Origin of the sequence: Polaribacter marinivivus (assembly GCF_042651285.1) — a bacterium.
GTDB lineage: Bacteria > Bacteroidota > Bacteroidia > Flavobacteriales > Flavobacteriaceae > Polaribacter > Polaribacter marinivivus.
The window spans coordinates 838515-850876 of record NZ_JBHSCY010000001.1 but is presented as its reverse complement, the minus strand read 5'-3'; the positions used below and the strand labels follow the sequence as shown (position 1 = coordinate 850876).

Annotated in this window: 12 protein-coding genes; 6 read left to right on the top strand and 6 right to left on the bottom strand. The window is 28.0% G+C overall.

Features of this window, described 5'->3' with window-relative positions:
• The first annotated feature begins 129 nt into the window (after positions 1-129).
• Together hflX and ACFOWD_RS03990 are read left to right on the top strand one after the other, a co-directional pair.
• Positions 130-1338 (top strand): GTPase HflX, encoded by a 1209-nt coding sequence (gene hflX, locus ACFOWD_RS03995; RefSeq protein ID WP_298990851.1) that lies wholly within the window; start codon positions 130-132, stop codon positions 1336-1338.
• Between the two features lie 198 nt (positions 1339-1536).
• On the top strand, positions 1537-2202 hold the full coding sequence (locus ACFOWD_RS03990; RefSeq protein ID WP_377408314.1) for a CPBP family intramembrane glutamic endopeptidase: 666 nt from the start codon (positions 1537-1539) through the stop codon (positions 2200-2202).
• Here the strand turns inward: ACFOWD_RS03990 and ACFOWD_RS03985 are convergent.
• From ACFOWD_RS03985 to ACFOWD_RS03960, 6 genes are all read right to left on the bottom strand, one after another.
• The gene (locus ACFOWD_RS03985; RefSeq protein WP_377408312.1) at positions 2199-3311 is read right to left on the bottom strand and encodes a CNNM domain-containing protein; all 1113 of its coding nucleotides are present in this window, start codon (positions 3309-3311) and stop codon (positions 2199-2201) included. The genes ACFOWD_RS03990 and ACFOWD_RS03985 overlap by 4 nt on opposite strands.
• Before the next feature lie 80 nt (positions 3312-3391).
• Positions 3392-4309 (bottom strand): DUF3078 domain-containing protein, encoded by a 918-nt coding sequence (locus ACFOWD_RS03980; protein WP_377408310.1) that lies wholly within the window; start codon positions 4307-4309, stop codon positions 3392-3394.
• A 60-nt stretch (positions 4310-4369) separates the two neighbouring features.
• Complete coding sequence (locus ACFOWD_RS03975; RefSeq protein ID WP_377408309.1) at positions 4370-5230, bottom strand: DUF3078 domain-containing protein; 861 nt, start codon at positions 5228-5230, stop codon at positions 4370-4372.
• Between the two features lie 52 nt (positions 5231-5282).
• On the bottom strand, positions 5283-5792 hold the full coding sequence (locus ACFOWD_RS03970) for a DUF2480 family protein (protein WP_377408308.1): 510 nt from the start codon (positions 5790-5792) through the stop codon (positions 5283-5285).
• 26 nt (positions 5793-5818) lie between these two features.
• The gene (locus ACFOWD_RS03965) at positions 5819-6139 is read right to left on the bottom strand and encodes a DUF59 domain-containing protein (protein WP_298990838.1); all 321 of its coding nucleotides are present in this window, start codon (positions 6137-6139) and stop codon (positions 5819-5821) included.
• Between the two features lie 11 nt (positions 6140-6150).
• Positions 6151-6576: a SufE family protein gene (locus ACFOWD_RS03960; RefSeq protein WP_298990836.1), complete on the bottom strand. Its 426-nt coding sequence runs from the start codon at positions 6574-6576 to the stop codon at positions 6151-6153.
• Positions 6577-6649: 73 nt separating this feature from the next.
• On the opposite strand from ACFOWD_RS03960, the gene ACFOWD_RS03955 reads away from it, so the two are divergent.
• From ACFOWD_RS03955 to ACFOWD_RS03940, 4 genes are all read left to right on the top strand, one after another.
• Positions 6650-7576, top strand: coding sequence for a PfkB family carbohydrate kinase (locus ACFOWD_RS03955; RefSeq protein ID WP_377408305.1), 927 nt, complete (start codon positions 6650-6652; stop codon positions 7574-7576).
• 61 nt (positions 7577-7637) lie between these two features.
• On the top strand, positions 7638-9536 hold the full coding sequence (locus ACFOWD_RS03950) for an amidophosphoribosyltransferase (RefSeq protein ID WP_377408303.1): 1899 nt from the start codon (positions 7638-7640) through the stop codon (positions 9534-9536).
• A gap of 112 nt (positions 9537-9648) precedes the next feature.
• On the top strand, positions 9649-11532 hold the full coding sequence (locus ACFOWD_RS03945) for a tetratricopeptide repeat-containing sensor histidine kinase (protein ID WP_377408301.1): 1884 nt from the start codon (positions 9649-9651) through the stop codon (positions 11530-11532).
• Complete coding sequence (locus ACFOWD_RS03940; protein WP_377408300.1) at positions 11533-12186, top strand: response regulator; 654 nt, start codon at positions 11533-11535, stop codon at positions 12184-12186.
• The last annotated feature ends 176 nt before the right edge of the window (positions 12187-12362 follow it).

The window sequence follows — 12362 nt, the reverse complement described above, 5'->3', positions numbered from 1 at the left end:
TGCTAAAAATTCTTAAAAAGAAGAAGTCAACAATAAATAGTGTAAATTTGAATTAATTAAAGAGTCCTCAACATTGTTGGGGATTTTTTTATGACTATTTCAAAAGTTTTGTTCGTACTTTTGTAGTCTATGATAGATGCAAAAGAAGCCATTTCTGAAAAAGCTGTTTTAATTGGTGTTATTACCCAATTACAAGACGAAACTAAATCTGAAGAATATTTAGATGAGTTAGAGTTTTTAACGCATACTGCAGGTGGTGTGCCTGTAAAACGCTTTGTTCAAAAACTAGACAGACCTAACCCAAAAACATTTTTGGGAACAGGTAAGCTTGAAGATGTTAGAGATTATATTAAAACTCATGACATTGGTACTGCTATTTTTGATGATGAATTATCTCCTGCTCAATTAAGAAACATAGAGAAAATCTTAGATTGTAAAATTTTAGATAGAACCAATTTAATCTTAGATATTTTTGCTCAAAGAGCACAAACAAGTTCTGCAAAAACTCAAGTAGAATTAGCACAACACGAATATTTATTACCACGTTTAACAAGGCTTTGGACTCACTTAGATAAACAAAAAGGGGGAATTGGAATGCGTGGACCTGGAGAAACAGAAATTGAAACAGATAGACGTATTATTCGTGATAAAATTACTTTACTAAAAAAGCGTTTACAGACCATAGATAAGCAAATGGCTGTTCAAAGAAAGAATAGAGGTAAAATGGTTAGAGTTGCTTTAGTTGGGTATACTAATGTTGGTAAATCAACTTTAATGAACGTTATTAGTAAAAGTGAGGTTTTTGCAGAAAATAAACTTTTTGCAACTTTAGATACAACTGTTAGAAAAGTTGTGATTAAGAACATTCCTTTTTTAATGACAGATACTGTTGGGTTTATTAGAAAATTACCAACACAATTAGTAGAATCATTTAAATCTACTTTAGATGAAGTACGTGAAGCAGATTTATTATTACATGTTGTAGATATTTCGCATCCAAATTTTGAAGATCATATAGCCTCTGTAAATGCTATTTTAACAGATATAAAAAGCGATGATAAACCTACAGTAATGGTTTTTAATAAGATTGATGCTTATGAGCATGAAACCATTGATGAAGATGATTTAGTAACAGAAAAAACTAAAGAGCATTATACTTTACAAGATTGGAAAAAAACTTGGATGAATAAAAATGATGTTGAATCTATTTTTATTTCTGCTTTAAATAAAGAAAATTTAGACGATTTTAAAGAATTGGTTTATGAAGAAGTAAAGAAAATTCATATTCAACGTTTTCCTTATAACGACTTTTTGTATTACGAATATAAAGAGGAGTAAAATACTATTTAATGAAAAAATAATCTCTTGTTATTAAAAGTTAAGTCTAATATTAAAAACCACCCTCTTCTCTATACTTTAAGTTATATTTTACTATATTTTTTATTTATTAAATTAAAAAAAAAGGGTGTTTATTTATTTTCAGATAATGGCTTCATTAAAGCTAGTATTAAATATTCACTATACACCGTATTTAATTTGATTTTTGGAGTAATTACAATCAAATTAATATCTTTTTTTAATGTAAAGAAATTAGGAGGTTTCAACATAAATAAAGTTAAGCATTGGGAATTATTTATTTTTCCTCTTTATATAATTGTAATCGGAGAATTATTATATCCTAGTTATGTCTTATTTTCAAAAATCTCTGTATTAAATTGGATAGTTTTAATCTTTTGGGTGTTTTCTATTGCATTGTTAGAAGAATTAATGTTCAGAAGTCTTTTGCAATCTGTATTAATTAAAAAGATAGCAAAAAATAAAAAATCACTTATTCTTTGTGTCTTAGCTAGCTCTATTATTTTTGGATTATCACACTTAATAAAATACAATCAAGGTTATTATGGAGAAATGGCTCAGGTTTTATACTCTTTTTTTATTGGTTTTTTAATGGGGACATTGTTATTATTAACCAGAAAGATATGGCCTAGTATATTAATTCACTTTCTTATTAATATTCCTTCTGTTTTAGAAATTTTTGTGACTGAAAAATCACTTTTAACTAAAAATGGGTCTAATTATACTGATGTTAATGACTTTATTTACTTAGTTGTTTTAACATTACCTTGTTTTATTTATGGAATGTATTTTTTAATTAAATTAAGTCAAAAAGAAGTTAATGAACTAATAAGTACTAGTTATTAGTCATTATTGTTTTTTATAATCCCAAGATTTTTTACTCTATTTTTCCAAGATTTTTTGGCTAAAGCCTGCAAGTCTGCAACATTATCTGTTTCATCCATAATTTCTAGGCCTAACAAGGTTTCTATAACATCTTCTTGAGAAACTAAACCACTTACAGAGCCATATTCATCAACTACTAATGCAATATGTTCTTTTTCTTTTATCAATTTATCAAATAAATCTGGAATAGATAATTCTCTGTCTGTAACCAAAATATCTCTTTTAATAGAAGATAAAGGTTCTTTACCTTTACCTTGTACAAGAGCTTCTAAAAGATTTGCTTTTAAGAAATAACCTGTTATTTCATCAGGGTTTTCTGCATAAATAGGAATTCTAGAAAACTGTAAATCTTTATGTGCTTCATAAAAAGAAACAATGGATTGTGTTTCGTCTGCAGTTTCTAAAACAGATCTAGGTGTCATAACATCATTAACCTTTATTTCTTTAAAACCTAATAAATTTCTAATAACCTTACTTTCATTTTTTTGAAAAACTCCTTCTTTTTCAGCCATATCTGCCATTACTAAAAAGCTTTCTCTACTTAAAATACTTCCATGACCTTTACCTCCTATTAATTTGGTTGTAAGTTGTAAAATCCAAAGAATACCTGTGTATTTTAATGGAAAAATCATCACTTTTAAAGCCTTAGAAGTAAAGTTTGCTAAACCTCTCCAATAAGTTGCTCCAATAGTTTTAGGTATAATTTCTGAGGCCACTAAAATTAAAATGGTCATTAATGTAGAAACTACACCAACCATAATGTCTTCTGTAAATTGAATACCAAACAAAGACCTAGTTGTAGAACCATACATTTCTGCATAAGCAACTTTAGCTTGTACACCAACCAAAATTGCACCTACTGTGTGAGCAATAGTGTTTATAGTTAAAATAGCAATTAATGGTTTATCTACATCCTTTTTTAAGATTTCTAGTTCTGTTGCATATTCATGACCTTCACTCTTTTTTATGTTAATAAAAGTTGGTGTTATACTTAATAATACTGCTTCTAAAATTGAACATAGAAAAGAAAAGAAAATAGAAATAGTAGCGTAAATAATTAATAATGTCATTCACAGAAATTTAGATTGTAAAAATACATAAAAATAAAACCTCAAGTATTTCTTGAGGTTTTATTTTTGTAATGATTTTATTAAAACGAATAACTTAAACCAAATAACCAATAACTTTGTAATTTGTTATCTAAACTAGCAAAAGTTGCAGATGGATCAGAAATTAAGGCATTATTTAATGCTTCTTGTTTGTTATTACGTAAACCAAATTCAAAACCTAAACCAATACCTTTCCATAAAGTATAACCTAAAGCATTGGTCCATGTCCAGTTAGATAAATCACTACTATCATAACTTTGAAATATAGATAGATTAGATTTTAAACTTAACTTATTAAACTTAGCATTATAATCTGCTAATATTTTTGCACCTAAAGAAGATTCAAAAACGGTGTTACCACTACTGAAAACAAAATTGTAGTTTCCTGGATGTAATACAACAACTAAGTTGCTAGTTGGTGTCCAAGTAAAACCAGCACCTAAATCTAAATATCCAGGGTCATTAAAATTATCAATTATTGTAGTTCTATATTCTAATAATCCAGAAACAGCCCATTTTTTATTTAATCTTCTACCATATAATGAGTTGATGTTAAAAACATCTGTAGCTGTATCAAAACCTTCATCTCCAGAAACAGATTTATCATCTAGTTTCACCCATCCTAAATTAATATTCATAGAATTTCTCCAGAAAAATTTATCTTGAATAAGGTTTGCAAAAGCATTTACAGTAATTCCAATGTTACCTGCATCTGCATCAGGAGCATTTCTTGCATACCAGTTGTTAAAACCAGAAAGACTCATACCTACAGTACCAAAAGCTCCTTTTCTCCAACCAGGTAAGGCATCAATTTTCTTTTGAATTGCAGAAGCTTTAGATTGTAATTTAGAAATAGAATCTTTTTTAGAAGCTAATTCCTTTTTTAATTCATCAGCAGTTTGTGCGTTTGTAGAAAAGCTTAAACCAACCAACAATAACAAGATGATTATTTTTTTCATTTTGATTTTATTTTAATTTTTATGTAAAAATACACTTTTTAAAAATTAGATGGCAAAAGTCTAATACCTAACTTTTTCATGGAAACTATAATTAACCCCTAACCCAAATAGTTGTCTAAATTGAATTTTACTAGATGAATTATCATCAACTATGGTATGGAAAGTCATATGCATTTTAATATTTCTATTTACTTTAAATCTAATATTTGCTTGATAATCTATATCTATATTACCAACTTGTGCTAAATAATCTGAGTATAAATTTAGAATATTCTCCATTTCTATATTCTCCATTAAAACAAATCTGAAATAACCAGACAAATTAAAACCTAAAGCAAATGCTGTATTTCTTCCTTGCTCTACACCATATTTTCCAGAAAACTGGTCGTTAACTAAAGTCCATCTTGCAGTTGCTGGTGCAATGTTTAAACTTAAATCATCAGATTTTTTCCATAACATTCCTGGCCCTAAAGTTAAATATGCAGGAGAAAAGAATTGTGATACTAGTTCTCGTGGATCTTTTTTGTAATTATAACCATCATTAAATTGACTTCTAAAATTTCCAATAAATGAAAAAAACCAATAAGTAGATGTTTTAACCCCTAAGATGGTATTTAACTCAAAACGATCATCTGTTTTTCGATAACCTTTATCACTTATGTAACTAAGACCATAACTTGTAATAAACCTAGTATCCCAGTTAATATTATTTTTTTTGTAGTTAAAATCGTAATTAACATTTATGTTCCCAGCTACAGTATTATCTCCACCTGCAGCCCAATTTGTAAAAGAAGATTGATTAAATATAAAAGCAAATCTACCATGAATTTTCCATCTTGGAGTTGGCTTTTTTTCTTTCTTTTCTTGAGAAAGTAGCAGTAATGAAAATAGAGAAAAATAGAGAACTAAAAAGAGTCTCATTGTTACTGATTGATTTTGCTACAAAAATAAAATTGATTGTAAAATAAAAAAATTATTTTCTAGATTTATACAAAGGCACAGTAGAACATGCTTCTCCAAACATAATACTTTTAGCTATAGGTTGTAATTTTTCTATTAAAAAAGCATAAGCGGAGTTTGGTATAGGTTTATCTGCACAACCTTTTATGATAACAGGTGAATCAACAAATTCTGAATAATCTAAAAAAGAAAGCAGCTCTTGGTAAATAGCTGTTTCTAAAGTTTCTAAATTACCTATAACTACTTTATTAGCAAAAACAGTAGCTTCTGATGCTACTAACATATAAGCCCAAGAAGGTATTATTGCGTCTGCAGAGCAAGTTATAGCAACAAAAGCATTTTTATATTGAGACCAATCATGATTTTTTACAAATACTCTAAAATCTCTTTCTTTTAAAATTAATTCTTGAAATAACCAATCTTTAATATCAAATAAAACTCGCTCTCCTTTTGGATATATTTCTTCTAAATCAAACGTTTTTAACTTACTATTTGCTACCCTATTTATGATTTCTTCTGCCATTATTTTTGAAAGATTACCTAGTTTTATTAAAGCATTCCTAGCTCTAATTTTGCCTCTTCACTCATCATTTCTTGTGTCCAAGTAGGATCAAAAGTAATTTCTACCTCACAATTGTTAATTTCTTTTAGTGTCTTAACTTTTTCTTCTACTTCTACTGGTAAAGTTTCTGCAACTGGACAATTAGGTGAGGTTAAAGTCATTAAAATTTTAGCGTCGTTTTCTTCAGAAACAAATACATCATAAATTAAGCCTAACTCGTAGATATCTACTGGTATTTCTGGATCATAAATGGTTTTTAAAACTCGTATGATTTTATCTCCAATTTCTTCTAATTCTTTATCTGTCATCTTTTAAAATCTTAGTTTGCTAATTTAGCTTGTTGTGCAATTGCATACATTTTAATTTGTTTTACCATAGAAACTAAACCATTTGCTCTTGTTGGAGACAAATGCTCTTTTAAACCTATTTCATCTATAAAATGAGTTTCTGCTGTTAAAATATCTTCTGGTTTTTGATTAGAATAAACACGCAGTAATAAGGCAACAATACCTTTTGTTAAAATAGCATCACTGTCTGCAGAAAACTTTACAACATCTTTATCTAATTCAGAAAATAACCAAACTTTAGACTGGCAACCTTTTATTAAATTTTCATCTAATTTGTATTGTTCATCAATCATTGGTAAAGACTTGCCAAGTTCTATGATATATTCATAACGTTCCATCCAATCATCAAACATAGAAAACTCGTCAATAATTTCTTCTTGTATTTCTTTGATAGTCATTTTTTAAACTTATTTTTGTGGTTTAAAATCTTTTGCATTTACAAAGTGCAAAATTACTGATTATATTTAAGAAATGAGCAAATTATTAGCAGTTGGTACAGTAGCTTTTGATGCAATTGAAACTCCTTTTGGAAAGACAGATAAAATACTTGGTGGTTCTGGAACTTTTGTAGGTTTAGCAGCAAGCCAATTTGGTGTAGAAACAGGAGTTGTTTCTGTAGTTGGAGGAGATTTTCCACAAGAATATTTAGACATGATGAATGCCAAAGGAATTAATACTGATGGTGTTGAGATAATAAAAGAAGGCAAAACTTTTTTCTGGAGTGGTAAATATCATAATGATATGAATTCAAGAGATACATTAATTACTGAATTAAATGTATTAGAAAACTTTCAGCCAGTAGTTCCAGAAAATTTTAAAGATGCAGATATTGTAATGTTGGGTAATTTACACCCACTGGTACAAGCTTCAGTTTTAGAGCAAATGTCTAAAAGACCTAAATTAGTAGTATTAGATACTATGAATTTTTGGATGGATATTTCTCTAAACGAACTACATGATGTATTAAAAAAAGTAGATGTTATTACTATTAATGACGAAGAAGCAAGACAACTTTCAGGAGAATATTCTTTAGTGAATGCTGCTAAAAAAATCCATGAAATGGGGCCAAAATATGTGGTGATTAAAAAAGGAGAACATGGAGCGTTATTATTTAACGAAGGCAATATGTTTTTTGCGCCAGCATTACCATTAGCAGAAGTTTTTGATCCAACAGGAGCAGGAGATACTTTTGCAGGTGGTTTCTGTGGATATTTAACAAAAACACAAGATGTATCTTTTGATAACATGAAGAATGCTATTATTTATGGCTCTAATTTAGCTTCTTTTTGTGTTGAAAAGTTTGGTACAGAACGAATGCAAGAGCTTACAGAAAAAGAAGTAAAAAATCGTTTACAGTCTTTTAAAGACTTAACACAATTTGATATAGAATTATCTTAAAACAAAGAATCCGCGTGTAAAAATGCGGATTTTTTTATCTTAAAACTGAAAATAAAAAATAATGAGTGACGCTATTAAACATGAATGTGGTATTGCACTTGTTCGCTTAAAAAAGCCTTTACAATTTTATAAGGATAAATACGGTTCTGCTTTTTACGGAATAAATAAAATGTATTTATTAATGGAAAAACAGCATAATCGTGGACAAGATGGTGCTGGTTTTGCTAGTGTAAAATTTAATGTAGAACCTGGTACAAGATATGTTAGTAGAATTAGATCTAACAAATCGCAACCTATACAAGATATTTTTGCTCAAATAAATGAGCGAATTAATGGCGTTTTCGAAAATTTTCCAGAGAAAAAAAATGATGTTGCTTGGCAAGAAGAAAATATGCCTTACATAGGTAATTTATTTCTAGGGCATGTAAGATATGGTACGTTTGGAAAAAATTCGATAGAAAGTGTTCATCCTTTTTTAAGACAAAGCAACTGGAAACATAAGAACTTAATTGTTGCTGGTAATTTTAACATGACTAATTCTAACCAAATGCTACAAGAGTTAGTAGAGCTTGGTCAGCATCCAAAAGAGTTTACAGATACTGTAACTGTGATGGAAAAAATTGGTCACTTTTTAGAGGATGAAGTAGGTAAACTTTATCAAAAAGCAAAGAAAAAAGGATTAAACAAAAGAGAAGCATCACCTTTTATAGAAGAAAATTTAAGCCTTAAAAAAGTATTAAAAAGATCTTCTAAAAATTGGGATGGTGGTTATGCTATGGCTGGTTTAGTTGGTCATGGAGATGCTTTTGTATTAAGAGATCCAAATGGAATTAGACCAACATTTTTTTATGAAGATGATGAAGTGGTTGTAGTTGCCTCAGAAAGACCAGTAATACAAACTGTCTTTAATATTAAAATTGATAAGGTTAAAGAATTAGAAAGAGGCCATGCTTTAATTATTAAAAAAAGTGGAGAAGTTTCTATTAAAAAAGTAAAAGAACCAAAAGATAAAAAATCTTGTTCTTTTGAACGTATTTACTTCTCTAGAGGAAGTGATGCAGATATTTATGAAGAACGTAAAAACCTAGGAAAATATGTGTTCCCTCAAGTTTTAGATTCTATAAATTCAGATATTTCTAATTCTGTTTTTTCTTTTATCCCAAATACTGCAGAAACTTCTTTTTATGGAATGACAGAAGCTGCAGAAGATTTATTAAATCAACAAAAAACAGCTAAAATTTTAGAAGGAGGCAAAAGTTTATCTGCTCAAAAAGTAACTGAAATTCTATCAGAAAGACCACGTTTTGAAAAAATAGCAATTAAAGATGCTAAACTTAGAACTTTTATTGCAGATGATAACTCACGTGACGATTTAGTAGAGCATGTTTACGATATTACTTATGGTGTTGTAAAACCAACTGATAACTTAGTTGTTATAGATGATAGTATTGTTCGTGGAACAACTCTTAAAAAGAGTATTATAAAGATTTTAGATAGGCTACAACCTAAAAAAATAGTAGTAGTTTCTTCTGCACCTCAAATTAGATATCCAGATTGTTATGGAATTGACATGGCTAGAATTGAGGCATTTATTGCTTTTAAGGCAGCTTTAGAATTGTTAAAAGAAACCAATCAATATCATATTATTGATGAGGTTTATAAAAAATGTAAAGCTCAACAATCTAAAGAAGATGTAGATATTATAAATCATGTTAAAGAGGTTTATAAGCCTTTTACTGCAGATCAAATTTCAGCAAAAATTGCTCAAATGCTAAAAACAGAGGAAATAAATGCAGAAGTTGAAGTTATTTATCAAACAATAGAAGGACTGCATAAAGCTTGTCCTAACCATACAGGAGACTGGTATTTTACTGGTAATTACCCAACTCCTGGAGGTATGAGAGTTGTAAACCAAGCCTTCATTAACTTTTATGAAGGTAATGATGAAAGAGCTTATTAGTCATTTTTATTTTTTAAATTATAAAAATTATCCAATTGTTAAATTTTAAACTTCAATTGGATATTTTTTATAGTAAATAATATTTTTTATTTTGTAGCTCATTTTATGAGCTATGAAATCAAGAATTATTTTAACTCTCTTTTTATCAATATTTTTTTATCCTTTTCTTTTTGCTCAGAATAATATAAACAAAGATTCATTAGAGTTTTATTCATTAATAAGTAAAGCTTGGAACATTAAAGAAAATACTAAACAGGCATTTGCAATAACGAAGAAAGCAAAAAAATTAGCTTTAAAAAAACCAGATAGTTTATGGGTTGCACAAGCTTATTATTATGAAGCTATTTTTAACTTTTATGCTGGTGAATACAAAAAAACATTACAAAAATGTGATACTTCAAAAATGTGGTATCCAAATACAAATTTTTATGGTAAAGCTAGTATTCATAATCTAAAAGGATTAGTTTACACGAATACAGATAATTATATTGATGCTATTAATGAATATCAATACTCTCTTGATTTTGCTAAACATACAAACAATTTACATGCTATATCAAATCCAAATCATAACATAGGCATATTATACCAAAATCTTAAGCAATTTACAGAAGCAAAAAAATATTTTATTAAAGCTTTAGAAATTAGAAAAAAAATTAAAGACTCTGCATTTATTTATCAATCTTATTTATCTGTTGGTGGAGTTTATAATTTATTAAAAGTTAAAGACTCTGCAAGATTTTACCTAAATAAAATTATAAATAAAGGAAACAAACATGCAGACTTAAGAACTAAGGCTTTTGCTTACAACAATATTGGTTTGGTATATAAACAAGACAATAAGCATTATAAAGCAATTGAAGAATATAAAACTGCAGTTGATTTACATTTTAAATTAGAAAACTATTTAGGATTAGCAGAAACATATAAAAATTTAGCAGAGTCTAATCAACATATTAAAAAATATAAAGCGTCTAATAGTTTTGCTAAAAAAGCAATTTTATACGCTAGAAAAGTTAATACTAGAGAAGAAATGGTTGATTCTTATGAGATAATTGCTGAGAATTATACTTTTTTAAACAAAAAAGATTCTGCATTGTATTATTATAATAAGTTTATAATTCAAAAAGATAGCTTAATTGATGAATCTAAGGCTAAAAAATTAGCAGAACTACAAATTAAATACGATTTTAAAGAAAAAGAAACTCAACTTTTACAAAGTAGAACTGAAAAAGCAGAAACAGAACTACAACTCTCAAAAACACGAGGTTGGATTTTTGTTTTGATTGGAGGTTTATTAATTACAATTATTTTATTTTTTGCAATCAATCAACGAAATAAAAGAAAAACGCAAGAAAAAATTACAAAAGAAAAAGAAAAAGGGTATAAAGCTATTATTGATGCGCAAGAAGAAGAGCGTAGTAAAATTGCTAGAGAACTGCATGATGGAGTTGTCCAACAAATTGGGAGTATTATTTTAAAGTCAAGAAACTTATTTAACAAAAAAGAATTCAAGGAAAATAAAGCTGCTAAAAAGCTAATAGAAAGTTTAGAAAACTCAAATCAAGATTTGCGAAATATATCGCATCAAATGATGCCAAGAGCTTTAAAAGAAATAGGCATTATTCCTGCTTTAAAGGATTTGTTAGAAAATAGTTTAAGCTATTCTGACATTAAATTTCATTTAGAACATTTTAATATAGAAAGTCGTTTACCAGAGAAAATTGAAGTCACCATTTATAGAATTACACAAGAGCTTATCAATAATATTATTAAACATAGCAAAGCAAATGAGGTTATTGTGCAACTCTTTAGAAATAATAGCAATATTATTTTAATTGTAGAAGATAATGGTGTTGGTTTTTCTTCAAAAGAAAGCAAAAAAGGAATAGGTTTATTAAATATTTCTAGCAGATTAAATATGGTGAATGGGAATGTTAATTTTGAACCAAGTCCTAAAAGTGGTACTTTAGTTACTGTTAAAATTCCATTATAAATGCCAATAAAAATTTTAATTGCTGACGATCATCCTTTAATTGCAGAAGGTATAAAAAATACGTTTCTCAATAAAAAAGAGTATGATGTTGTTGGCATTGTTGCTAATGGTAAAGAAGTTATAGGTTTTGTTAAAGAAAAAAATATAGATCTTATTTTACTAGACATTAATATGCCAATTATGGATGGCATTGTTTGTGCAAAAAAAATTATAGCTGATTTTAAAAATATAAAAATTGCCATGCTTTCTATGCATCAAGAAAAATCAATAATTACAGAATTAATGAAAATTGGTGTGCATGGTTATATGTTAAAAACCATACCTAGTAAAGAATTGTTATTTGCGGTAAAAAATATTTATGAAGGTAAAAACTATTTTAATGCTGATGTAACCAAGGCATTACTTTCTGAAGAAAACACTTCTCATTTGGAACCTTTTCAAGAAAAATCACCTCTACTTAATGAGTTAACACCAAGAGAAAAAGAAATTATTACATATATCTCTCAAGGAAATACTAATATTCAAATTGGTGAAAAACTTTTTATAAGCCCTAGAACAGTGGACACACATAGAACCAATATTATGAAAAAATTAGACATACATAATGTGGCTTCATTAATTCGATTTGCCTTTAAAAACGGTTTAATTAATTAGAATTACGTAAAATACCCTAGTTAAATACATAAATCACCCTATTTACTCGACTTTCTTTCTATACTACTTTTAGAGTGTTAATTCATTACATCCTAAATAGAAGAAAATATTGTAAACAGTATCTGTCTCAAAATCCATTTTAGGATGAATTAACAACTGAGAGATAGATGCTGTTT

Excerpts from the sequence above, each read along its gene's own strand:
- hflX (WP_298990851.1), top strand. The coding sequence starts at position 130 with ATGATAGATGCAAAAGAAGCCATTTCTGAAAAAGCTGTTTTAATTGGT.
- ACFOWD_RS03985 (WP_377408312.1), bottom strand. The coding sequence starts at position 3,311 with ATGACATTATTAATTATTTACGCTACTATTTCTATTTTCTTTTCTTTT.
- ACFOWD_RS03980 (WP_377408310.1), bottom strand. The coding sequence starts at position 4,309 with ATGAAAAAAATAATCATCTTGTTATTGTTGGTTGGTTTAAGCTTTTCT.
- ACFOWD_RS03975 (WP_377408309.1), bottom strand. The coding sequence starts at position 5,230 with ATGAGACTCTTTTTAGTTCTCTATTTTTCTCTATTTTCATTACTGCTA.
- ACFOWD_RS03970 (WP_377408308.1), bottom strand. The coding sequence starts at position 5,792 with ATGGCAGAAGAAATCATAAATAGGGTAGCAAATAGTAAGTTAAAAACG.
- ACFOWD_RS03965 (WP_298990838.1), bottom strand. The coding sequence starts at position 6,139 with ATGACAGATAAAGAATTAGAAGAAATTGGAGATAAAATCATACGAGTT.
- ACFOWD_RS03960 (WP_298990836.1), bottom strand. The coding sequence starts at position 6,576 with ATGACTATCAAAGAAATACAAGAAGAAATTATTGACGAGTTTTCTATG.
- ACFOWD_RS03955 (WP_377408305.1), top strand. The coding sequence starts at position 6,650 with ATGAGCAAATTATTAGCAGTTGGTACAGTAGCTTTTGATGCAATTGAA.
- ACFOWD_RS03950 (WP_377408303.1), top strand. The coding sequence starts at position 7,638 with ATGAGTGACGCTATTAAACATGAATGTGGTATTGCACTTGTTCGCTTA.
- ACFOWD_RS03945 (WP_377408301.1), top strand. The coding sequence starts at position 9,649 with ATGAAATCAAGAATTATTTTAACTCTCTTTTTATCAATATTTTTTTAT.
- ACFOWD_RS03940 (WP_377408300.1), top strand. The coding sequence starts at position 11,533 with ATGCCAATAAAAATTTTAATTGCTGACGATCATCCTTTAATTGCAGAA.